The 22,756-nt window shown below is 66.5% G+C and carries 21 protein-coding genes; 8 read left to right on the forward strand and 13 right to left on the reverse strand.

The genetic code is table 11. The features are described 5' to 3' along the window. Window positions 1-33: 33 nt before the first annotated feature. The 3 genes from ACS0OT_RS19825 to rmuC all read right to left on the reverse strand — a co-directional run bounded on the left by ACS0OT_RS19825 (window position 34) and on the right by rmuC (window position 2,719). Window positions 34-579, reverse strand: a complete 546-nt coding sequence (locus tag ACS0OT_RS19825) for a glutathione peroxidase (RefSeq protein ID WP_005421250.1) — start codon at window positions 577-579, stop codon at window positions 34-36. 123 nt (window positions 580-702) lie between these two features. Then, entirely contained in the window at window positions 703-1,098 is a 396-nt protein-coding gene (locus ACS0OT_RS19830; RefSeq protein ID WP_442255956.1) for a hypothetical protein, read from the reverse strand. Window positions 1,099-1,168: 70 nt separating this feature from the next. Beyond that, the gene (rmuC, locus tag ACS0OT_RS19835; RefSeq protein ID WP_065179038.1) at window positions 1,169-2,719 is read right to left on the reverse strand and encodes a DNA recombination protein RmuC; all 1,551 of its coding nucleotides are present in this window, start codon (window positions 2,717-2,719) and stop codon (window positions 1,169-1,171) included. Window positions 2,720-2,764: 45 nt separating this feature from the next. On the opposite strand from rmuC, the gene ACS0OT_RS19840 reads away from it, so the two are divergent. Further along, window positions 2,765-3,370 (forward strand): glutathione S-transferase family protein, encoded by a 606-nt coding sequence (locus tag ACS0OT_RS19840; protein WP_065197168.1) that lies wholly within the window; start codon window positions 2,765-2,767, stop codon window positions 3,368-3,370. A gap of 70 nt (window positions 3,371-3,440) precedes the next feature. On the opposite strand, the gene ACS0OT_RS19845 is transcribed toward ACS0OT_RS19840, so the two are convergent. After that, window positions 3,441-4,448 carry a zinc-binding alcohol dehydrogenase family protein gene (locus tag ACS0OT_RS19845; RefSeq protein WP_442255958.1) on the reverse strand — a complete coding sequence of 336 codons (1,008 nt, stop codon included), beginning with the start codon at window positions 4,446-4,448 and terminating at the stop codon, window positions 3,441-3,443. 91 nt (window positions 4,449-4,539) lie between these two features. On the opposite strand from ACS0OT_RS19845, the gene ACS0OT_RS19850 reads away from it, so the two are divergent. The 4 genes from ACS0OT_RS19850 (at window position 4,540) to ACS0OT_RS19865 (ending at window position 8,163) form a co-directional block, all read left to right on the forward strand. Next, window positions 4,540-5,511 carry a LysR family transcriptional regulator gene (locus ACS0OT_RS19850; RefSeq protein ID WP_065197167.1) on the forward strand — a complete coding sequence of 324 codons (972 nt, stop codon included), beginning with the start codon at window positions 4,540-4,542 and terminating at the stop codon, window positions 5,509-5,511. Between the two features lie 14 nt (window positions 5,512-5,525). Continuing rightward, window positions 5,526-6,155 (forward strand): leucine efflux protein LeuE, encoded by a 630-nt coding sequence (leuE, locus tag ACS0OT_RS19855; RefSeq protein WP_049417162.1) that lies wholly within the window; start codon window positions 5,526-5,528, stop codon window positions 6,153-6,155. Beyond that, window positions 6,152-6,571 carry a hypothetical protein gene (locus tag ACS0OT_RS19860; RefSeq protein WP_053496733.1) on the forward strand — a complete coding sequence of 140 codons (420 nt, stop codon included), beginning with the start codon at window positions 6,152-6,154 and terminating at the stop codon, window positions 6,569-6,571. The genes leuE and ACS0OT_RS19860 overlap by 4 nt, the downstream gene beginning before the upstream one ends. A gap of 164 nt (window positions 6,572-6,735) precedes the next feature. Continuing rightward, window positions 6,736-8,163: an amino acid permease gene (locus ACS0OT_RS19865; RefSeq protein WP_252745429.1), complete on the forward strand. Its 1,428-nt coding sequence runs from the start codon at window positions 6,736-6,738 to the stop codon at window positions 8,161-8,163. Window positions 8,164-8,256: 93 nt separating this feature from the next. On the opposite strand, the gene ACS0OT_RS19870 is transcribed toward ACS0OT_RS19865, so the two are convergent. Together ACS0OT_RS19870 and ACS0OT_RS19875 are read right to left on the reverse strand one after the other, a co-directional pair. Beyond that, entirely contained in the window at window positions 8,257-9,498 is a 1,242-nt protein-coding gene (locus tag ACS0OT_RS19870) for a dipeptidase (RefSeq protein ID WP_442255959.1), read from the reverse strand. 124 nt (window positions 9,499-9,622) lie between these two features. Next, window positions 9,623-10,792, reverse strand: a complete 1,170-nt coding sequence (locus tag ACS0OT_RS19875) for a class I SAM-dependent rRNA methyltransferase (protein WP_049417152.1) — start codon at window positions 10,790-10,792, stop codon at window positions 9,623-9,625. Between the two features lie 346 nt (window positions 10,793-11,138). Here ACS0OT_RS19875 and ACS0OT_RS19880 point away from each other — a divergent pair, with 346 nt between their 5' ends. Together ACS0OT_RS19880 and ACS0OT_RS19885 are read left to right on the forward strand one after the other, a co-directional pair. After that, the gene (locus ACS0OT_RS19880) at window positions 11,139-12,101 is read left to right on the forward strand and encodes a TerC family protein (RefSeq protein ID WP_164093365.1); all 963 of its coding nucleotides are present in this window, start codon (window positions 11,139-11,141) and stop codon (window positions 12,099-12,101) included. Window positions 12,102-12,207: 106 nt separating this feature from the next. After that, window positions 12,208-12,978: a rhomboid family intramembrane serine protease gene (locus tag ACS0OT_RS19885; RefSeq protein WP_005421226.1), complete on the forward strand. Its 771-nt coding sequence runs from the start codon at window positions 12,208-12,210 to the stop codon at window positions 12,976-12,978. Between the two features lie 93 nt (window positions 12,979-13,071). Here ACS0OT_RS19885 and ACS0OT_RS19890 read toward each other — a convergent pair whose 3' ends face one another. After that, a complete protein-coding gene (locus tag ACS0OT_RS19890; RefSeq protein WP_235648712.1) occupies window positions 13,072-14,178 on the reverse strand; it encodes a glycerophosphodiester phosphodiesterase in 1,107 nt (368 codons plus the stop codon). A 204-nt stretch (window positions 14,179-14,382) separates the two neighbouring features. On the opposite strand from ACS0OT_RS19890, the gene ACS0OT_RS19895 reads away from it, so the two are divergent. Further along, complete coding sequence (locus ACS0OT_RS19895; protein WP_005421222.1) at window positions 14,383-15,465, forward strand: beta family protein; 1,083 nt, start codon at window positions 14,383-14,385, stop codon at window positions 15,463-15,465. Here ACS0OT_RS19895 and ACS0OT_RS19900 read toward each other — a convergent pair. The 6 genes from ACS0OT_RS19900 to rpmH all read right to left on the reverse strand — a co-directional run bounded on the left by ACS0OT_RS19900 (window position 15,413) and on the right by rpmH (window position 22,601). Further along, the gene (locus tag ACS0OT_RS19900; RefSeq protein ID WP_080104375.1) at window positions 15,413-16,000 is read right to left on the reverse strand and encodes a sce7726 family protein; all 588 of its coding nucleotides are present in this window, start codon (window positions 15,998-16,000) and stop codon (window positions 15,413-15,415) included. The genes ACS0OT_RS19895 and ACS0OT_RS19900 overlap by 53 nt on opposite strands. A 104-nt stretch (window positions 16,001-16,104) precedes the next feature. Then, window positions 16,105-17,454: a tRNA uridine-5-carboxymethylaminomethyl(34) synthesis GTPase MnmE gene (mnmE, locus tag ACS0OT_RS19905; protein WP_134971194.1), complete on the reverse strand. Its 1,350-nt coding sequence runs from the start codon at window positions 17,452-17,454 to the stop codon at window positions 16,105-16,107. A 3-nt stretch (window positions 17,455-17,457) separates the two neighbouring features. Next, complete coding sequence (locus tag ACS0OT_RS19910; RefSeq protein ID WP_442255961.1) at window positions 17,458-20,130, reverse strand: polysaccharide deacetylase family protein; 2,673 nt, start codon at window positions 20,128-20,130, stop codon at window positions 17,458-17,460. Window positions 20,131-20,245: 115 nt separating this feature from the next. Next, entirely contained in the window at window positions 20,246-21,961 is a 1,716-nt protein-coding gene (gene yidC / locus ACS0OT_RS19915; protein WP_442255962.1) for a membrane protein insertase YidC, read from the reverse strand. After that, on the reverse strand, window positions 21,961-22,455 hold the full coding sequence (gene rnpA, locus ACS0OT_RS19920) for a ribonuclease P protein component (RefSeq protein ID WP_072168770.1): 495 nt from the start codon (window positions 22,453-22,455) through the stop codon (window positions 21,961-21,963). The genes yidC and rnpA overlap by 1 nt, the downstream gene beginning before the upstream one ends. Before the next feature lie 5 nt (window positions 22,456-22,460). After that, a complete protein-coding gene (gene rpmH / locus ACS0OT_RS19925; RefSeq protein ID WP_005411729.1) occupies window positions 22,461-22,601 on the reverse strand; it encodes a 50S ribosomal protein L34 in 141 nt (46 codons plus the stop codon). Window positions 22,602-22,756 lie beyond the last annotated feature (155 nt).

Genomic DNA, 22,756 nt, shown 5'->3' on the forward strand with positions numbered 1-22,756 from the left:
CGGTAGGTGCCAACCTCGGTTGGCACGCTTTCCTCAGGCCGCCAGCGCGGCCTCGATGGCTTCGCGCAGGCGCGCGTCATCGGCAGCCACGTCCGGGGCGAAGCGCGCGATGACCTTGCCGTCGCGGCCAACCAGGAACTTCTCGAAGTTCCACAGCACCGCCGGTGCTGCGTGGATCGGAATCTCCTTGCTCGCCAGGCGCTCGCGCAGCGGGCCTTCGCCGATCGACTGCGGCTGCGCGGCGGTCAGCTGCTGGTACAGCGGGTGGGTGTCATCACCGGCGACACTGATCTTGGAGAACATCGGGAAACTGACGTCGTAGGTAAGCTGGCAGAACTGCTGGATCTCGGCCTCGCTGCCCGGCTCCTGGCCGAGGAAGTTGTTGGCGGGGAAGCCCAGCACTTCCAGGCCCTGCTCGTGCTTTTCCGCATACAGCGCCTGCAGGCCTTCGTACTGCGGGGTCAGGCCGCACTTGGAGGCGACGTTGACCAGCAGCAGCACCTTGCCCTGGTAGTCGGCAAGCGAGGACGGCTGGCCGTCGATGGTGGTGAGGGGAATGTCCTGGATCGGGGTGCTCACGCGGGGCTCCGGCTACGGCGGGAATGGCCCACCAGCATAGCGCCGCGCGCGCTGTTGTAGAGCCGAGTCCATGCTCGGCTGATGCCATGGCAGCCGAGCATGGGCTCGGCTCTACAGGCATCCTCAATCCACGCAGATCGTGCCCTGCGCCTTGCCGTCATCGATACGCTGGCGGCAACCGAAGTTCTGGCTGGCATCACGCTGGCAGGTACCGGACGCCACATCATCGGCCATTGCCTCGCCTGCGGCCAGGCACTGGCCCGCGCAGTCGCTTTTGCGGCTGCAGGCCTTGCCGGCGTCGGCAAAGGGAATCACGCATTGCTCGCGCTGCAGCCGGCCGAGCCGCTGCAGGGTGCCACCGGCGGCCTGGCAGTCGACGTCGCGCGCTTCGCGATAGGCCTCGGCAGCTTCAGGGCTGGTGGCCGTGGCCTGCGCGGTCGTGTCCACGCTCGGTGGCGCGCTGCTGCAGGCAGCAAGCAGTGCGGTCAGGACAAGGCTGGTGCAAAGGGGCAGGCGCATCGTGGTACCGGATCGGGCGGGCAGGCCGCCAGCATACGCACCGGCGATGCAGGCGGCGTGTCGGCGCCGGTCAGGCCTCCTCGCCGTCGCTCGCCTCTTCCTCGGCCGTGGCATCTCCCTCGGCCAGGTCGCCGAGCAGCGACTGGGCCTGCTCGGCAGCCAGCGACTCGACACCCCGCAGGCGCCGTTCGATGGTGCGCGTCTTGCGGCTGGCCTCGCCGATGCTGCGCCCGACGGTGGTGATCTGCTTCTCGGCCTTCTCCAGGATGCCGGCGAACTTGCCGAACTCGCTCTTCACTGCGCCCAGCAGGCTCCATACCTCGCTGGAGCGCTGCTCGATGGCCAGCGTGCGGAAGCCCATCTGCAGGCTGTTGAGCAGCGCGGTGACCGTGGTCGGCCCGGCCACGACCACGCGGTGCTCGCGCTGCAGCAGATCGACCAGTCCCGGGCGGCGGATCACTTCGGCGTACAGCCCCTCGGTGGGCAGGAACATCACTGCGAAATCGGTGGTATGCGGGGGTGCGATGTACTTGTCGCAGATCGACTTGGCCTGCACGCGCACCGCGCGCTCCAGCTGGATGCCCTGCAGGCGCACGCCTTCGGCATCGCCCTGTTCCTGTGCGTCCAGCAGGCGCTCGTAGTCCTCGCGCGGGAACTTGGAGTCGATCGGCAGCCACACCGGCGTGTCGTCGCTGCTGCGGCCCGGCAGGCGCACGGCGATATCGACCATCTCGCCACTATCCGGGCGCACCCTCACCGCACGCGCGTACTGCTCCTGGGTGAGTGTCTGCTCGAGGATATTCTCCAGCTGCACTTCGCCCCAGCTGCCGCGGTTCTTGACGTTGGTCAGCACGCGCTTGAGGTCGCCCACGCCGGTGGCCAGCTGCTGCATCTCGCCGAGGCCACGCTGCACCTGTTCCAGGCGCTCGGAGACGAGCTTGAAGGAATTGCCCAGTCGCGTTTCCAGCGTCGACTGCAGCTTCTCGTCCACGGTGTGGCGCATCTGCTCCAGCTTCTGCGCGTTGTCGTTCTGCAGCGCGCGCAGCTGTTCCTCCAGCGTGGCACGCATCTCGGCGATGCGCTGCTCGTTGCGCTGTGTCAGTTCCTGCAGGCGCAGGCCCAGACTGTCGGTCAGGCGCTGCTGCGACAGCGCGCCCTCCTCGCGGCCCTTGCGTGCATCGTCCACCAGGGTCTGGCGCAGCGCCCCGAGCTGGGTATCGGTGCGCGCAGTGAGCTCCTGCAGCTGCTGGCCAAACGCATGGATGCGTGCCTCCTGCTGCTGGCCGAAGGTCTCCAGCTGGCCGCGCAGTTCCTGCAGCCGCTGCCCCATCAATGCTGCGCCGCGCTGCTGGCTGTCGGCCACTTCAGCGCGCGCTTTGCGGGCATCTTCGCCCAGCGCTTCGCGCAGCAGGTCCAGGCGCTGATCGGTGCGGGTGGACAGATCGGTCAGCGCGCGGGCGAAGCCATCGAGCTGTTCGCGCAGTTCGCTGCGCCCGGCGCGCGCCTCCTCGCGCACGGCCTGTTCCAGGCGTTCATGCGGCGGGCGGCGCAGCAGGGCGACCAGCTGCAGGATGAGCACGGCCAATAGAAGGCCGGCAATGAGCAGGTATTCGGTTTGCATGGGGCAAGTGTAGGCTGGCCGAGTCTCAGCTGCTGCGTCAGGACCATGCTCGCTCTGTACGGAAAGCCCACCTCCATCAACGTGCGCAAGGTGCTGTGGCTGTGCGCCGGCCTCGACCTGCCACTCCAACACGAGCCAGAACCACCGGCGGACCTGCTGGCCACGTTGAATCCGAACCGGCAGGTGCCGGTCCTGCGCGATGGCGGCTTCGTGCTGTGGGAATCGAACAGCATCTGCCGCTACCTGGCCGCACGTGCTGGCCGTGATGACCTGCTGCCCGGTACGGCGCAGGATCGCGCCCGGGTCGAGCAGTGGATGGACTGGCAGGCCAGCGACCTCAACAGCGCCTGGCGGCACGTGTTCATGGCGCGCGTGCGGCGGCACCCAGACTACCCGGACGATGCCCGCGCCGAGGCCAGCCTGGCGCAGTGGAACCACTTGATGGGCGTACTCGACACACAATTGGCCGGTGGCCACTGCCACGTGACGGGCAACGCCTTCACCCTGGCCGACATCGTGCTCGGGCTATCGGCCCAGCGCTGGCGCAGCACGCCCGGCAACAAGCCCGTGCTGCCACACCTCTCGGCGTGGTTCGAACGGCTGCGCGAGCAGCCCGGTTTCACCACCCACGTCGACAACGGCGTGGCCTGAGGCAGGGGTCAGATCCCTTTCCCTGGGGGGAAAGGGATCTGACCCCAAGGGGGCGCGGGAACCGCCGGTGTTACCAGCCTTCCAGCACGATCTTGCCCTTGGCGCGCTGGCTTTCCAGCAGCGCGTGGGCGCGCCGCAGGTTGGCCGCGTCGATGCGCCCGAAGTGCTCGCCCAGGGTGGTCTGCAGCACGCCCGTATCGATCAGCTCGGCCACACGGTTCAACAGGTCGTGCTGGCGCTGCATGTCGGCGGTGCGGTACAGCGGCCGCGTGAACATCGACTCCCAGTGCAGTGACAGTGCCTTGCGCTTGAGCGCCATCACGTCCACCTGGCCCGGGTCATCGATCAGCCCCAGTTGGCCCTGCGGTGCCAGCAGTTCCACGATCTGCGCGTAGTACTGGTCGGAGTGGGTCAGGCTGGCGACATGCTGCACCTCGCTGATGCCGAGCCGCGCCAGTCCCTCGGCCAGCGGCAGGCTGTGGTCGATCACGTGGTGTGCCCCCATTGCGTACGTCCAGTCCTGGGTATCCGGGCGCGAGGCGGTGCCGATCACGGTCAGCCTGGTCAGCTTCCGTGCCAGCTGCACCAGGATCGAACCGACACCACCGGCAGCACCGATCACCAGCAGGGTCTGGCCTTCGCCACCACCCTCCGGGATGCGCAGGCGCTCGAACAGCAGCTCCCAGGCGGTGATTGCAGTCAGTGGCAACGCTGCGGCGGCGGCATCGTCGAGACTGGCCGGCTTGCGCCCGACGCTGCGCTCATCCACCAGCTGGTACTGCGCATTGCTGCCCGGGCGGTCGATGACGCCGGCGTAGTAGACCGCGTCGCCGGGCTGGAACAGGGTCACCTCGCTGCCCACCGCATCAACAATGCCGACCGCATCCCAGCCCAGCACGCGCGGGCCATCGGTGGCCACGCCGCGGCGGACCTTGGTGTCGACCGGGTTCACCGCCACCGCGCGTACCGCCACGCGCAGGTCACGCGGGCCGGGCTGCGGCAGTTCCAGTTCAATGTCGATCAGGGCCTGGGCATCATCGATCGGCAGGCCGGCTTGGGTGTAGGCAATGGCGCGCATGGCAGCGGTCCAGTGGGGAAGGAGGCGACAGGTTGCGCCGCGCGCGGTCCCTCGGAAAGGCGCAGAATCGGGCAGCACTTTCACTCTGGCGATGAAGATGATCCGCTTCGACGATCTGCAGCTGTTCGTCCGTACTGCCGCACTGGGCAGCTTCTCGCAGGCGGCCCGCGAAGCCGACCTGCTGCCGGGGCAGGTTGCTGCGGCGGTGGCGCGGCTGGAACGCGAGCTGGACCTGCGCCTGTTCGTGCGCACCACGCGCAGCCTGCGCCTGACCGGCGAGGGGGCGCTGTACCTGCCGTATGCGCAGGAGGTGCTGGCCACCCTCCGCGAGGGCCAGGCGCGCGTTCAGGGCGAAGACGCCGAACTGCACGGCACCCTGCAGCTGTCGGCGCCGTCGGACTTCGGTCGAAATCTGCTGCTGCCCTGGCTGAGCGCCTTTCGCGCCGCGCACCCCCGGCTGCGCCTGCACCTGCGCCTGTCCGACGAAGTGGCCGACGTGTTCCGCGACCCGGTCGACGTGGCCATCCGCATCGGCCACTTCGACGACGCCAACTACGTCGCCCTGCCCCTGCTGGAAGGCAATCGGCGCGTACTCGCGGCGTCGCCCGACTATCTGCAGCGGCGCGGCACGCCCACGCGCCTGGACGATCTGCGCGAGCATCATTGCCTGGTCTACCAGCTCAGTGGCCGCGCCTATGATCGCTGGTCGTTCGAGGTCGACGGGCGCCGCAGCGTGATTCCGGTGCGCGGCCCGCTGGTCTGCGATGACGCCGATGTGGTGCGGCGCTGGGCGGTGGCCGGCGAAGGCATCACCTACAAATCCTGGCTGGACCTGCGCGAGGATGTGCTCGCAGGGCGCCTGCAGCTGCTGCTCGACGGCATCGGCAGCCACATACCGTTGCAGCTGGTCTGCCCGCACCGCAAGCAGTTCTCGCCGGCGGTGCGGCAGCTGCACGCGCAGCTGCGCCAGCACCTGCAACCTCTGCTGTCTGGCATGCCCGAGGGTCCTGCCGGCCCCCTGTCGCCGGTCCCGGCGCTGGCCGACAATGGCGGCCCCCCGTAAGAGAGAACGCCGCCATGCCGTGGATGGGCATCCAGGACCTGTGGACGTTTCTGGTCGCCGTGCTGGTGTTTCTCGCCCTGCCCGGCCCCGGTACCTTCACCCTGCTGACCGCCACCGGCCGTGGTGGCGTGCGCGGCGGTTACACCGCACTGGCCGGCCTGCTGGTCGGCGACCAGATCCTGATGTGGCTCGCGCTGGCCGGCGTGGCCGCGCTGCTCAAGGCCAACCCGCTGGTGTTCCACGCCGTGCAGTACCTGGGTGCGGCCTACCTGGTGTGGGTCGGCATCGGCCTGCTGCGCACGCCGAAGCACGAAGGCGGTGATGCCGGCCCGATCCGCATGCAGCCGGGCCGCTACTTCCAGCAGGCGATCCTGGTCAGCCTGCTCAACCCGAAGGCGATCCTGTTCTACATGGCCTTCCTGCCGTTGTTCATCGATCCCAAGGCACACCAGGGCATCGCCACCTTCGCGGCACTGGCCGGCATCATCCTGGTGGTCAGCATCGCCTACTGCTCGATGCTGATCGGTGTGGGCAACCTGGCCCGTCGCCGGTTGATCCAGCACCCGCGGATCAGCGACGCGCTGCGCCGCGTGGCCGGCCTGTTCCTGGTGGGGTTTGGCATCCGGTTGGGGCTGAACGGATGAACGGGCGGCTGCCGCTGCTCGGCCTGGCCCTGCTGTTCGCCGGCACCGCCTCTGGCGCCACCGTACAGGACCATCGTTGCCTGACCGGCGGTCGCAACGGCAGCATCCACCTGGAATGGCGCTGGCTGGAGGACGGACAGTCCGACGTGCGCTACGCCGGCCAGCGCAAGCGCCTGCCCCTGCGCAGGATCTCGATGCAAAGCACGGTGCTGGCCGAAGATCGCCCGTACCAGTTCGACAGCGTCTGGGAAGAGCGCATCGATGGCCGCCTCAACGGCCGCTACCTGTTGAGTACCCAGGGCGCGCTGGTGCTGGACCTGCGCTATGAGCGTGCCCGTGACGGGCGCAGGAGCTCTTTTCACGACGACGTCGAGGCCTGGCAGGAAGACGGCTGCCACTGGCCCGCCATGCCCTGACGTCGCCCGGCGCGGGGGTCCGGCCTGCTTTATGCCGATTCCGGCAGCCTGATCGCGGTGCAGCGCGCGGCGCGTCGGGTATGACCCGCGTCAGTGGTAATGCTGCGCTGCGTTCGGTCACACTCGGGAACTTGTCGTTCTTAGTCACCCCTTCCGAGGCCTGCATGTCCCTGTTCCGGCGCAAGTCCCTAGATTCCGTCACCGTCCACGAAGCCGGCAGGCGTCTGATCCCGACGCTCAGCTGGCCGCACCTGATCGCGCTGGGCATCGGTGCCATCGTCGGTACCGGCATCTACACGCTGATCGGCGTGGGTGCCAACCTGGCCGGCCCGGCCGTGCTGATCTCCTTCGCCATCGCCGGTGCGGTCTGCGCCTGTGCGGCGCTGTCCTACGCCGAGCTGTCGACGATGATGCCGGCCGCCGGCAGTGCCTACACCTACAGCTACAGCGCGCTGGGCGAGGTGTTTGCCTGGGTGGTGGGCTGGAGCTTGATCCTGGAGTACTCGCTGGTGGTGAGTACGGTGGCGGTGGGCTGGTCCGGCTACTTCGTCGGCTTCCTCGAATGGGTCCACACCCAGTTCGGCTGGAACGTACACCTGCCGGCCTGGCTGGCAGCCGGCCCGCACGTGGAAGGCGGAATGATCAACCTGCCGGCGATCATCATCACCTGGCTGGTGGCCGGCATGCTGATGGCCGGCACCAAGGAGAGCGCCACCCTCAATGCCATCCTGGTGGTGTTCAAGCTGATCGCGCTGGCCATCTTCGTCGCCGTGGCCCTGCCCGCCTTCGACAGCGCCAACCTGCAGCCGTTCATGCCGTACGGCTTTGCCAAGTCGATGGGCCCCGATGGCGTCGAGCACGGCGTGATGGCGGCGGCAGCGATCATCTTCTTCGCCTTCTACGGCTTCGATGCGATCTCCACCGCCGCCGAGGAGACCAAGAACCCGGGCCGCGACCTGTCGATCGGCATCATCGGTTCGATGATCGGCTGCACCATCGTCTACGTGCTGGTGGCGCTGGCGGCCGTCGGTGCGATGAGCTACGCGGTGTTCGGCCACAGCGCCGAGCCGCTGGCGCTGATCATGCGCCAGCTGGGCCATCCGACCGCGGCAATGGTGATCGGCGTGATCGCGATCATCGCCCTGCCGACCGTGCTGCTGGCCTTCCTGTACGGCCAGAGCCGCATCTTCTTCGTGATGAGCCGCGATGGCCTGCTGCCGCGTGGCCTGTCCAAGGTCAACGCACGTACCGGCACGCCGGTGGCGACCACGTTGTTCACTGCGGTCGTGGTGTCGGCGCTGGCCGGCGTGGCGCGCCTGGACGAGATCGCCGCACTGGCCAACGCCGGTACCCTTGCCGCGTTCACTGCGGTGGGTGTCTGCCTGGTGGTGCTGCGCCTGCGCGAGCCGAACCGCGAGCGCACCTTCCGCACGCCGCTGGCTTTCGTGGTCGGCCCGCTGGCTGCACTGGGCTGCATCTACCTGTTCATCAGCCTGCCGCACACCACCCAGCTGTACTTCCTGCTGTGGAACGTGGCCGGCCTGGTGTTGTACTTCCTGTACAGCCGCCGCCACGCACTGATCGCGAAGTAACCGGCTCGCCGGTAGTGCCGGCCGCTGGCCGGCACCTCGCATCCTGTCGATACGAGCAATGCCGGCCAGCGGCCGGCACTACCGCAGGGCGCTTCAACCGCCCTGCTTTGCGGCGTAATCCTGCGCCTGGCGCATCACCCGCAGCAGGTTGCCGCCCCAGATGCCGGCAATCTGCTTCTCGGTATAGCCCTTGCGCAGCAGCCACGCGGTGATCTTCGGCAGCTGGCTGACATCGGGCAGGTCACTCAGTCCGCCACCACCATCCCAGTCCAGGCCGATGCCCACATGTTCCGGGCCGACCACCGTGAGGATGTGCTCGAAGTGGGCGAAGAAGTCGTCCAGGCTGGCGTGGCGCACCGGGTGCTCGTGGTCCAGCGCCTGCTCGGCCTTCAGCAGCGCAACACCCTGCTCGATGCCCATGCCTTCCCAGCCGCCCAGCTGCTTGCTCAGCGCTTCCTCGGCCTGCTTGCGCTCGGGTGTCTTCGCCGTATCGATCAGGTAGCCGCCATAGGCGTTCACCTGGATCACGCCACCGGCCTTGGCCAGTTTGCGCAGGCGCGCATCGTCGAGATTGCGCGGATGGTCATAGACCGCCTTGGCCGAGCTGTGCGACAGCACGAACGGCACCGGCATCATTGCCAGCAGGTCGTCGAACACCGCGTCCGAGGCGTGTGACTGGTCGATCACGATGCCCAGCTTCACCGCCTGCCGCACCAGCTCCTTGCCGGCCGGGCTAAGCCCTTTCCATTCCGCGCCCTTGGGATCGGTGGCCGAATCGGCGAACTCGTTGTTGGCGAAGTGCACGGTGCTGAGCAGGCGCAGGCCGGCGCGGTGATAGAACGACAGCAGGCTGGGGTCGGCCACCAGCGGGCTGGCGTTTTCCATGCTGATGTAGACCACGCGCTTGCCGGCAGCCTTGATCCGCGCTGCGTCATCGGCGGTCAGCGCCAGCGCGAAGCGCTCGGGATTGGCCGCCAGCATCTCGCGGATCTGCATCAATCGCTGCAGCCCATGGTCACGCTCGGCCAGATGCGCGGCGGCGCTGCGGTCGCCCTGATCGGTGTAGATCGCCCAGAAGCCGCCGTCCAGCGCGCCTTCGACCATGCGCGGGTAGTCGACCTGCGAAAGGGCGTTGCGGTCGTGGCGTTGCTCGATGTCGAAACCGCTGCGACCAAAGTTGGCCGGCGTATCCAGGTGGCTGTCGAGGGTGACCAGGCGCTGCTGCAGCGCCTTGGCACGGGCCAGCTCCTGCGCGCTGAACTCGATGGCGTGGGCCGACAGCGGCGCGCACAGCGCCAGGGCGAGCACGACGGACAGGTGGCGCAACGAAGGCATGGGCTCTCACCGGCATGGGGAAGAGCCCGACCATAGCGCCGTGGCCCTCGGATTTGTAGAGCCGGGCCGCGCTCGACTGATCAGGTACGGCGAGTCGAGCACAGCTCGACTCAACTGGCAGGAATCAGTCCACCACGCGGCAGAACACGGCCTTGAGGTAACGCGATTCCTGCACGTGGGCCATGAACGGATGGTCCGGACCGGCGCCGGCCACCTTCAGGATCTGGATCGTGCGGCCGGAGAAATAGGCCGCGCGGCGCAGCATGTCGAGGAACTGGTCCTCGGCCACCAGGCCGGTGCAGGAGAACGTGGCGAACAGGCCGCCCGGCTTGACCACGCCCAGCGCCAGCTTGTTCATGTCCAGGTACTTCTTCAGCGCGGTGATGACCTGGTCGCGGTCGCGGGTCATCTTCGCCGGGTCCAGGATCACCACGTCGTACTGCTCACCGCGGTTGGCGGCGTCGCGCAGCCACGGGAAGATATCGGACTGGATGAACTTCGGACGCACGTTGTTCAGGCGCGAATTGCCCTTGGCGATCTGGATCACGTCCTCGTCGATGTCGATGCCGATCACTTCCGAAGCACCACGCGCCGCCGCGTACACGGCAAAACCGCCGGTGTTGCAGCACAGGTCGAGCACGCTCTTGCCTTCCACCTGCTGGCTCAGCCACTCGCGGTTCTCGCGCTGGTCGGCGAAGAAACCGGTCTTGTGCGCACCGGCCGGGTCGGCGCGGAACTTGATGCCGTACTCGGTGATCACCGACGCTTCGGTGGTGGTGTTGCCGTGGAAGTCGAAGCTTTCCTGCTTCTGCACGTGCTCGTCGGCGAAGCTGTGGAAGCGGCAGCCGGGGAACTGCTCGCGCAGCGCATCGTAGATCCATTCGCGGTGGCGGAACATGCCGGCGGCGAAGAACTCGACCACCACGAGGTCGCCGTAGCGGTCCACCACCAGGCCGGACAGGCCGTCGCCTTCACTGTGCACGACGCGCCAGGCATCGGACACCGCATCGAGCTTGAGTACCTCACGGCGCAGCGACACTGCCTGGGCGATCTTGCGCGAGAACCAGCCGGCATCCACCGGTACGTTCTGGTCGGTTTCAAGGATGCGCACGGCAATGCGCGAGTGCCCGTTGTAGAACCCGCGGCCAATGAACTCGCCATCGATGCCGACCACGTCGACGATGGAACCGGGCTTGGGCCGGACGGTCGGCTTCTCGACCAGTTTCTGGAAGATCCACGGGTGGCTGGAGCGCCACGCATTCTTGAGGCGGACAATCGGAAGGGGGGTATTCATCCACCCATTGTAAACCGGGCGCCGGGGTCGGATCCCCGCAGGGGCTCTGACCCCAGTGTGGCGACGATGAGGTCGGAGCCCCTTTGGGGATCCGACCCCTGGCCTCCCCATTTGACGGCGGCGGGGCCAGACGGCAGAATCGGCGCCAGAAGGGGAGTAGCTCCCAGACGTTGTCGCCGTCATTTCGAGCCCGCAGGCTCCGGTGCAACGGCAGTTCCAGCCGACTGGAACTGCGAGCGAGACCTTCGCCGTACTGGCGAAGCTCTGTCCCTGGATCCCCTCCCGATCCTCCGTTGCAGATCCTCGCCGTCCGGCCTGGCATTCATCTTTCCAACGGACATTCCCAATGCAGACGATCGGTAACGTGTGGTTGTGGGGCGGCTTCGCAGCGGTGGTGGTCATCGCCCTGCTGGTCGACCTCGTGTTGATGCGCCATGGTGGACCGCACAAGGTCACCTTCAAGGAGGCCCTGTGGTGGTCCATCGGCTGGGTCGCGCTGGCCCTGCTGTTCAACGCCGGCCTCTGGTACTACCTGAATGAGACCGCCGGCCAGGTCGTGGCCAACAAGGTCGGCCTCGAGTTCCTGACCGGCTACCTGGTCGAGAAGGCGCTGGCGGTCGACAACATCTTTGTCTTCCTGATGATCATGAGCTACTTCGTGGTGCCGGAAGAGCAGCGCCAGAAGGTGCTGATCATCGGCATCCTGGGTGCGATCGTGCTACGTACGATCATGATCTTCGCCGGTAGCGTGCTGATCAGCCAGTTCCATTGGCTGCTCTACGTGTTCGGTGCCTTCCTGCTGTTCACCGGCTGGAAGATGTGGTTCGCCGCCGGCCAGGAGCCGGACCTGGAGACCAATCCGGCCCTGCGCTGGATGCGCAAGCACCTGCGCCTGCTGCCGGACTACGCCGGCAACGCGCTGAGCGTGAAGCGTGATGGCGTGCGCTGGTTCACCCCGCTGTTCGCGGTGCTGATCCTGATTGCGGTCACCGACGTGATCTTCGCCGTGGACAGCATCCCGGCAATCTTCGCGATCACCACCGACCCGTTCATCGTGCTCACCTCCAACGTGTTCGCGGTGCTGGGCCTGCGCGCGATGTTCTTCCTGCTGGCCGGCATGGCCGACCGCTTCCACCTGCTGCCGTACGGCCTGGCGCTGGTACTGGGCTTCATCGGCATCAAGATGATGATCATCGATCTGTTCAAGATCCCGACCCCGGTCTCGCTGGGCGTGGTCGCGGTGATCATCGCCGCCACCGTGGTGCTGAGCCTGAAGTACCCGCCGAAGGAAGGCGAAGGCCAGGCCTGAGCCTGACCCGTTGAACGGTGCGGCCGGTGGGATTGTCCCGCCGGCCGCCTCCACTCTCCCGTTACGGTGGCCTTGGTTTCGCGCCAGTCACCGCCATTGCTGAGGTATGGACAACAACGCGCCCCTGCCCGCCGGCGACGTGCCGCCCCCCCGCAATGATCGCTCGCGCATCCTGCGGGCGTTCAATGTCAGCCTGGCCGCCGTGCTGGTGCTGGTGGCCGTGTTCGCCCTGCAGGGCACGTTCGACTGGCGACCGTGGGCGGTCGCACCGCTGGAAGCCAAGGGCCTGCTCGGCCTGATCGGCGGCCCGATGCTGCATGCCTCGGTCGAGCATATCGCCGCCAACAGCATCGCCATCCTGATCCTCGGCACGCTCGCCGGCAGCGTGTATCCGAAGGCCACCGTACGCGCGCTGCCCCTGCTGTGGCTGGGTTCGGGCCTCGGCGCGTGGATGCTGGGCAATCCGGGCAGCGTGCACCTGGGCGCCAGTGGCGTGACCCACGGCCTGATGTTCCTGCTGGCCAGCCTCGGCCTGCTGCGCCGCGACCGTGCGGCGATCGCCACCGGTCTGATCGGCATGCTGTTCTACGGCGGCATGCTGATGACCATCCTGCCGCACGCCGATGGTGTGTCCTGGCAGTCGCACATGGGCGGCGCCTTCGCCGGCATCATCGCCGCGCTGCTGTTCCGCAACGCCGACCCACTGCCACCGCGCCAGCGCTACAGCTGGGAAGACGAAGAAGACGAGGCCGAGCCGCTGTCCGACGACGAACTGGAGCCGCCGTCACCGCAGCGCGTTCCGGTATTGTGGCAGCCGCGCGAGGGCCAGGACTACGTGGTGATCCCGTTCCGCCGCCCGGACGAACCGCGCGGTTGAGGTGAGGGTGGTACCGGCCGCTGGCCGGCAACCTCATGAACCTTCGTTGGCAATCCTTGCGTTGCCGGCCAGCGGCCGGCACTACCAGGAGAATCAGTTCCCCGCCGCGCCCATCCCATCCACCGCCTGCCTGCCCAGTGCCGGGTCGTCGGTGAAGAAGGCATCGATGCCCGTCGCCAGGTAAGCCCGCATCTCGGCGATCGATCCCTCGGCATTGCGCGCGCTGTCGGCACCCTGGCGCAGGTTGCTGGGCTGGAAGTGGTTTTCCGGGCGGAAGGTGTACGGAATCACCATCAGGCCAGCGGCATGCGCGTCACGTACCAGCGAGGTCGGCGTGCCCAGCGCGCCCTTGGCATCCAGTGGAATGATCGAACGCAGCTCGGGGCCGATACCATCGGCGTAGCCGGCAATGTCCTTCAGGCCGGCCGGGGTCATCATCTGCGCATAGGTCAGCGCGCCGCCGGCCTTGACGATGTCGGCCGGCTGGGTATCGCCCTTCCACAGCAGCTGCAGCAGCCGGATGTTGCTGCCCCGGCCGATCCTCCCGCGCAGGTAGCGCAGGTTGGCGGTCTCGAATGACTGGATGGTGACCGGCCCGACATTGGTGTACGCGTTGCCACGCAGTGCGGCCAGCAGCTTGTCTTCCATCGGCAGGCCGATGGACTGGAAGTAGGTCGGGTGCTTGATCTCCGGCACCAGGCCGATGCCGCGGTTGGCACGCCCGGCCTGCTGCACCAGGAAGGCCAGGATCTCGTCCAGGCTGGCGATGCGGAACTGGCCGTCGTAGGCAGTACTGCGCAGCTCCGGCAGGCGCTCACGCGCGTACAGGGTCTTCAGCTCGGCCAGGGTGAAGTCTTCGGTGAACCAGCCGTCGACCTTCTGACCGTCGATCACCTTGCTCGTGCGGCGGCTGGCGAACTCCGGATGCGAGGCGACGTCGGTGGTGCCGCCGATCTCGTTCTCGTGGCGGGCCACCATCACCCCGTCCCTGGTCATCACCAGGTCCGGTTCGATGTAGTCGGCGCCATCGGCGATCGCCTGCGCGTACGACGCCAGGGTGTGCTCGGGCAGCAGTGCGCTTGCGCCGCGATGACCATAGACCGACACCTTGGGTGCGGCCGGGGTGGAGGATTCAGCACTCATGGCCACCGATGGTGCCACGGCCAGCGACAACAGCAACGCACAACCCCACGACTTCACTGCGACTTCCCCAAGCGGTATGTGATGGCTGTCAGTATGCGGCGGCAATATGACAGGTGGGGGAAGGCGGGGAGCGGATGCCGGCAGGGGCTCCGATCTGACCGCCGCCACTCTTCAAACAATTCTGATTGAAGCGCTATATGGCCCGCGACTAGCCTCGAATGACCAAAAGCGGGTTGTCAGGGGCAGATCATGGAACAACCGATGTACATGCCGATCCTCAAATGGCGACAGGGTGAGTATCTCGCGGTGGGTCGTACCAACGAAGGAATCAAGGATGGGATCTATCCTCTGTTCGAGATCCCTATCGAGCAGTGGGACTTCGAGAACGATGCGCCGGCCAAGTCACTCGATGACCACCTGAAGAATGTGGGCAGACGTCTGAGCAGTAACTGGAAGTCGCGCCGCTGCCTGTTTGATTCGCCCTATCTTGCTGGGGACGACACCATGGCGGACGGCCAGCATCATCTGGAGCGGATCTTCGACCTCATTCGCACCGCGGGATGCGAGGCCATTCCCGTTACCGGCATTGACCGGCACGTCGACTACCAACAGGCGGTGGCACGCATTGTCGCACGCGATGATCGTGGCTGCGGATTGCGGCTCGTACCGGATGATCTTGAAGGAGGACGCCTTGCTCGGATCTCCGGGCTGCTGAGACTGTTGGGAGTGGTATCTGGTCAGGTGGATCTGATCCTCGATAGCTCGGCCGACGTCGCCGACTCACCCACGCTGCAGGCATCGACTTGGCAGGCATGGATTGCGGCGGTTCCGGATCTGGCCGACTGGAGATCAATCACCATCGTAGGAGGCAGTTTTCCTGCCAGTCTGAGCCCCTCTTCGAGCTATCGCCCACATGGCGATGTGAATCGCCGGGAATGGCGCGCGTACACGCGGCTAGCCGGCATGCATTCTGGACGGATGCCGTGGTTTGGTGACTATGGCTGCGCTTCCCCGCAGACGGAACTGATGGATCCGCGCCTGTTCGACCCCAACGCCAAGATCAAGTACACGATCGATGATCAGTGGCGGATTGTTGTGGGTACCCAGATCAAGCGCAATGGCCGCGACCAGTACCGTGATCTGTGCAGGCACCTGGTCTCCGATCTGCCGGTGGTCTTCATGGGGCGCGGCTACAGCTGGGGCGATGCGTACATCGAAGACTGCGCAAACAGTGTCACCAGTACCGGGGGAAGCTCGACCTGGCCAACGGTGGCGACCAACCACCATATGACTAAGGTTGTTCGCGACCTCGCCAGTCTGACCGGCGCTTCAACTGTTCCCTGACCAGCGCACGGATTTCCGCAAGACTGTAGAGCTCCGACAGTCGTTCGCATAGCGTTGCGCGGTTGCCGCGCAGCGCTGATCTTTCCGGCGTCCGCCCACCGATCAGAGCAGAAAGTTCATCGCGCCATAGGAGTGCTGCGACGGCCGTCGCGCTCACTGATGGATTGAGTTTTGCAGGCCGCACTAGTTCTAGCCTCACTGCGTTGCGCGCTCCACGTGATGCCAGCCTGACCCCCCACCAAGCAGGCAACGTCTCCAATGCATGGTCCAGGTGGCGCTGACCCACCACGATCGTCGCCTTGTCGAGGACATCGGAGTAGAACTGCTGCTGCAACGGGAGTCTCCGCAGCGTGTCGACATCACTCTTGATCTCGTAGCCGTGCAGGTGGCCATTGATGACACATACATCGACACGGCAGGCGCCGCGCGCAAGCCCCATTTCCTCCACCACAAGCGTGTTTGGATTTGCGACATGCTCAGCAATGACCTTGCCCAGCAGAGCTGATCGCACGTCACTGTCGGTAATCGGGTTCATGGCGGGATGATATCAAGGAGGTGTCGCGCACAGGTTTGAAACCCATTGCCGCCAGTCATGGGTAAGCTAGACGATCAGAGCGTCTTCGGGGATGTGACCCAGTGTTACTTGCCGATGCAGAAACTGGAGAAGATCCTTCCCAGCAGATCATCGGCACTCATCTGCCCGGTGATCTCACCCAGCGCATCATGCGCCAGCCGCAATTCCTCGGCGGCCAGCTCCAGGTGCTCGTGCGCCAGCTCGCCATCGGCGCGCTGCGCGTGTTCCTGCGCTCGCTCGATGGCATGCACATGGCGCGTGCGCGCGGAGAACTCGCCATCCACCTGCTCCCCTGCCCCGGCCGAGGCAATCGAACGCAGGCGCGCATGCAGGTCGTCCAGCCCGGCGCCGGTGGCGGCCGAAACGAACACGCGGTCCGGGTCGTCCAGCGCCGGCAGCACACCGAGCAGGTCCGATTTGTTGTGGATGTAGATCTTGTGCGGCACTGCTGCCACGGCGTCACCCAACGCCGCCTGCCCGGCCGCCGGATCGCGCGCATCCAGCACGATCAGCGCCAGGTCGGTGCGCTCGATTTCCACGTGCGCGCGGCGCATGCCTTCGCGTTCGATGGCATCGCCGCCGTCGCGCAGGCCGGCGGTGTCGACCAGGGTCAGCTCCAGGCCATCCAGGCGGATGGTCTCGCGCAACGTGTCGCGGGTGGTGCCGGCGATGTCGGTAACGATGGCGCGTTCGCTGCCGGCCAGCGCGTTCAGCAGTGAGCTCTTGCCGGCATTCGGCGGACCGATCAGCACGGCATGCAGGCCATCGCGCAGGCGGCGGCCACGTTCGGCGTCGCGGCGCAGCAGGGCGAGATCACTGCGCGCCTGTTCCAGGCCACGCCGCACCTGCGCGCCACCGAGGGTATCCAGCGGTTCGTCGGCGAAGTCGATGGCTGCTTCCACGTGGATGCGCAGCAGCACCAACTGCTCGACCACGGCGTCGATGCGCCGCGAGAACACACCATCCAGCGAACGTCGCGCGGCGCGTGCGGCGCGGTTGTCGCCGGCCGCGATCAGGTCGGCGATGGCCTCGGCCTGGGCCAGGTCGAGCTTGCCGTTGAGGAACGCGCGTTCGCTGAACTCACCCGGCCGCGCCTGGCGCGCACCGAGCGCAATGCAGCGCGCGACCAGTTGCTGCAGCAGGACCGGGCTGCCGTGCCCCTGCAGTTCCACCACCTCTTCGCCTGTGAAGCTGTTCGGCGCCGGGAACCACAGCACGATGCCATCGTCGATGACCTCGCCATCAGCGTCGCGCAGGCGTGCGTAGTGCGCATGGCGGGGGCGCAATGCAGGCGCACCCAACGCGTTGGCGATGGCCGCTGCGCGCGGACCGGACAGGCGCAGCAGGCCGACACCGCCCGCGCCGGGGGCACTGGCGATGGCCACGATGGTATCGGTGCGGATTGCATCATTCATGGCTCAGAGTTTCTCCAGCTGCGCGCGTGCCTGCGCGGCACCACTGCCCTGCGGCTGCAGCGCCAGGTAGGTCGTGTAGGCCCGCTTCGCCTTGGCCTTGTCGCCGGCGTTGAAGTAGGCATCGCCCAGGTTGAGATAGGCCACCGCACGCGACGGATCGATCTTGAGCGTGTTCTCCAGCCAGCGCGCCGCTTCGACGTAGCGCTGCTGGCGGTAGTAGACGAAGCCGAGGTTGTTGGCGGCCTGGGCGAAGTCCGGACGCAGCTTCAGCGCTTCGGTGAACTGCGCGGCTGCCTCGTCGTACTGCTTCTCGCGGTACAGCTGCAGGCCACGGTCGTTGGCCTGCTGCGCGCGCTGGCGGTCGGACGCCGGTCCGGCGGAGGGCACTACCAGCTTGGCCTTGCCGCCCTGCAGGTCAGCCACCGTCACCGGTGCCTGGCTGCCCTTGGCCTCGCTGGCGGCCTCCACCTTGTTGTTCAGCGCGATCGCATCGGCGGTCAGCTGGCGCGTATCGGCATTGAGGAATTCCTGGCTGTCCGGCACCTGGAACACGAACTCGCCGCCTTGCGAACCGGGCAGGCTGCCGAAGGCCGGGGTCTGGTGCGAGACCGCCGATACGGCCGGCGCCACGTAGGCGGCCAGCTCGGTACCGGTGATCAGGCCGTCGCCGTTGAGGTCACCCTTGCCAGCCAGCGCCTGCAGCAGCACCCAGGTGAACACCGAGTGGCCGTTGGGGCCGGCATCGGCTACCTGCTGGTCGGCGCCGCCGGCGGTCAGCATCTGCCGCGCGCTGCGACGTGCGTTCTCGCGCAGGAACGACGACGACGACGGGCCGCCACGGGTCAGGCCCAGGCCGCTGTAGCAGGCATCCATCACGAACAACACATGCTTGGCCTGCATGCTTTCGGCGATGTTCTGGATGTCGGTCATCGCAATCGCGTCGGTGGCGAATTCCTTCGGATCAGAATCGACCGGGATGATGTAGCCGAGGTCGCGCCCGGAGGCGAGCTGGCGGGTCGCGCCGTGGCCAGCGAAGAATACGAACACGCGGTCGTTCTTCCCGGTGCGATCGTCAGCCAGGCGGTCGTGGAAGGCCGCGAGGATGTTGTTGCGCGTGGCCTGCTCGTTCTTCAGCACGATCACCTGCGAGGACGGGAAGCGGAACTGCCCGGTCAGGGTATCGGCCACCGCCTGCGCATCATGGCTGGCGTATTCCAGCTTCGGCCACTTGGCGTAGTTGTCGATGCCGACCACGATCGCCCACGACTTCTCGTAGCCGGTGGTGACGGTGGCGGCAGCGGCATCACCCTTGCGCGCACGGGCCACGGTGAAGTCGCGGCCGTTCCAGCCGGCAAACTGGTAACCCTCGGCGATCAGCCGGTCGAGGATCTGCGGCAGCGCCTTCACTGCGCGATCGTGGATGTCATGGAACAGGATGATGCCGCGCTGCTCCTTGTTCACCTGGTCGAGTACGCGCTGCACGATCGATTCCGGCACCGGGTCAGCCCAGTCCATCGAGTCGATGTTCCACATGATCGACTTCAGCCCGGCTTCGTTGAGCAGCTGCAGGCCTTCGGCATTGCGCGCGCCGTACGGGAAGCGGAACAGCGGCGCGCGCTTGCTGTCGACATCCTTCAGCAGCGTGTCGGTGTCCAGCACCTGCTGGCGCAGGGCGTCGCCGGTGGTGCGCGACAGCTGGGCGTGGGTCAGGCTGTGGTTGCCGACCGCATAGCCCTGTTCCATCAGGTTGCGGCTGATCTTCGCCATCGGGCCGAGGCTGACCTTGCCATCGGCCTCGACCTTGCCCAGGTTGCGGCCCACTTCGAAGAACACGCCCGGCACGTCGTAACGCTTGAGGATGGCCACCACTTCATCGGTGTAGGCCTTGTGCGGACCGTCGTCGAAGGTCAGCACCACGGTCTTGGCCGGCAGGTCTCGGCCGAAGATCTCGCGGTCACTGTCCTTCATCGACATCGGATACGGCTCGATCACCCCGTAGTCGCGCAGGATCGCTTCACGGCTGTAGTCCTTGTGCAGGTGGGCGATGTAGTCGTCCCACTTCTCGCGCTTCAGTTCGATGGCGCGGGTGCGCTCGAAGCGGCTGAAGATGCGGGTCAGTTCCTGGTTGTAGTTGCGCTCGATCTCATCGAGCGCTTCCAGATCCTCACCGATGCGCTGGTGCAGCTTCACCGCCGGCAGCGAGGAATCGGTGCCGACCCGCTCATGCAGGTCACGCAGCACTTCACGGAAGGCCAGGCGATCGGCGTCGAACAGTTCCGGCGCAGACTCGATGTAGTCCAGCACCGTGCCGAGAGTGGCAAAGCGCTGCGGGCTGGAACCGCGCAGCAGGGTGTCGAACTGCGCGGCGATGGTCGTTCGCTGTTCCAGGCCATCGTGGAACAGCTGCTGTCCCACACGCGTGGAGGTGCCGCGGTCGGCGGTCGACTGCTGCTCCTCGTCGGCCAGCAGCACGATGATCCGGCGGTAGCCATCGAGCTGCTTCTGCAGCACCGCCAGCAACGGCGAAGCGGCAGGATCGGCGGCGGCCGCAGCCTGCGCGCTCGCCTGGGTGACGGTGGTCGCCGGCGCCTTCGCGTCCTTGTCGCCGCAGCCGGCAACAACCAGGGTCAACAACAGCGAGGGCAGGAACAGGCGGAACGACGACGCACGCGGCATGGCGGACTCGAAGGTGGGAGGAACGGTGTGCCGGCGATTCTACCGCCGCATGCGAAAAGCCCGCCTTGCGGCGGGCTTCTGCTGGGGTCAGCCGGCCAGCGGCCGGCTCTACCGATTACTTCTTTTTGACCAGGGCCGGAGTGGTGGTGGCCGGGACCGGCTCGCCGCCATGGCGCTTGGTCATCCACCACTGCTGCAGCAGGCCCAGGCCGCCGTTGACCACCCAGTACAGGACCAGGCCGGACGGCATGAAGGCCATCATGACGCCGAACACCAGCGGCATGAACTGCATCATCTTCTGCTGCATCGGGTCCATGCCCGGTGCCGGGGTCAGCTTCTGGGTGAACCACATCACCGCCACGTTGATCACCGGCAGGATGAAGTACGGGTCGCGTGCAGTGAGGTCCTGGATCCAGCCGAACCAGGGCGCCTGGCGCAGTTCGACCGATTCCACCAGCACCCAGTACAGGGCGAAGAAGATCGGCATCTGGATGAGGATCGGCAGGCAGCCGCCCATCGGATTGATCTTTTCCTTCTTGTACAGCTCCATCATCGCGGTCTGGAACTTCTGGCGGTCATCGCCATAGCGTTCCTTCAGCTGCGCGATGCGCGGCTGGAAGCGACGCATCTTGGCACCGCTCTTGTACTGGGTCGCCGACAGCGGGTACAGCACCAGCTTCAGCAGCACCACCAGGCCGACGATCGCCCAGCCCCAGTTGCCGACCAGCTTGTGCACCTGGTTCAGCACCCAGAACAGGCCCTGGCCGATCACCGCCATCATCGAGAAGCGGCTGTAGTCGACCACGCGGTCCAGGCCCGGCACGTCTTCCTTGGCAATCAGGTTGACCAGCTTCGGGCCGACCCACAGGCGGGCTTCGGTGCTGGTGGACTGGCCCGGGGCCACGGTGAAGGCCGGGCCACGCGCTTCGATCAGGTCACGACCGGCCACCTGCGACAGTACGTAGTGTGCGGTCTGGTCCTTCTGCGGGATCCAGGCGGTGAAGAAGTGGTGCTGCAGCATCGCCAGCCAGCCGCCGGTGATGTTCTGGTTGAGCGTGCCGTCTTCCAGGTAGTCCTTGAACGCACGACGCTGGTACTTCTTGTCGTTGTCGTACCAGGTGGCACCGTTGAAGCTGAAGGAGTCCGGGTTGGTCATGCTCCGCGACAGGATGGTCGGGGTGCGGTCCAGGGTGCGGTAGACGTAGCCGTTCCACGGCGCGGCGCCGGCATTGCTGACTTCGTCCTTGAAGCGCACGGCGTACTCGTTGCGCGAGACAGTCAGGGTGCGCTTGATGGTCACGCCGTTGTCGGCAGTCCACACGAACGGGATCTGCAGCTCGTTCTGGCCCTTGGCCAGCACGAAGTCCTTGGTGTCACCGACCAGCTTGAAGCCGTCGGCGCCGGGAACCGGGGTGTTCTTGTCTTCGCTGGCCCAGCCACTGATCGCGCTGTACGGATGCGCGGGGTCTTCGGTCAGCAGGCGAACCGGCGGGCTGCCTTCGTCCTTGGTCTGCGGGAACTGCAGCAGCTCGGCGTCGAGCACGCGGCCACCATCAAGCACCAGGCGCAGCACGTCCGTGGTGACGGTCACGCGCTGGCTGGCCGGGGTGGCACTGGCCTGCGCCTGCACAGCGGCCTGGCCCGGGGCGCCCGGGACCTGTGCACTGGGAATGCTGCCCGAGGCAGCGCCCGGAACACTCTGTACGGCAGCCGGGGCCGACGTGGTCGTCGGTGGCGGGGTCGGAGCAGCCTTTTCACGGCTCCACTCCATCCACAGCAGCACGGCCACCATCAGCCAGGCAAAAATGAGGAATACGCGGGTCTGGTTCATCAGCGGACAGGCTCGGCGGGGCCGGGACGCGATGCCGGCTCGGTCAAAGAAGGAGTTGCGATGCCATCAGGCGGCGGCATTGTGCCGTCCACGCCCGGCGCGGGCAATGCACGCAGGCGACGCAGCAGGCGCAGGAAGGCCTGGCGGATCTCGTCGTTGCTGGCGGAACGCGCAGCACTACGGGCCACGACGACGAAGTCGCCTGGCTGGATATCGGTACGTGTCTGACGCAGGATGTCGCGCAGGACGCGCTTGATCCGGTTACGCCCAACGGCGTTCGGATCGACCTTGCGGGAAACCGCCAGACCCAGCCTGGCCGGCCGGTCAGCCGGCAGCCAGTGCAGGGTCATCAGCGGATCGGACACACGGCGGGCGCCGTTGAAGACCGTTGAGTATTCGGCACGCGTGCGAACCCGCGCAGAGCGAGGGAATCGCTTGCGCGGGTCTGCAGTATTCACTGTCGAAGGGATTGCGTCTGCCGCAGGGTGCGGCATGGCAATCAGGCGCTCAGGACTTTGCGGCCCTTGGCGCGGCGACGCGACAGGATCTTGCGGCCGTCAGCGGTCTTCATACGGGCACGGAAGCCGTGGTCGCGCTTACGCTTGAGGTTGCTGGGCTGGTAGGTGCGCTTCGTGGCCATTGGGGGCCTCTCGTATGAATGGGACGGAAAGAACCGGAAATTCTAGAGAGGTCTCCCCCCTCACGTCAACCCCTGGGGACTACGCGAATTCACCGGGCTGTGCAATAGCTGTGGATGTTTTTGTGAATAAGTAGGGGACAAGCATTCCGAAGGCG

It is taken from the genome of Stenotrophomonas maltophilia group sp. RY12688 (genome assembly GCF_052149045.1).
Taxonomy (GTDB): Bacteria; Pseudomonadota; Gammaproteobacteria; order Xanthomonadales; family Xanthomonadaceae; genus Stenotrophomonas; species Stenotrophomonas sepilia.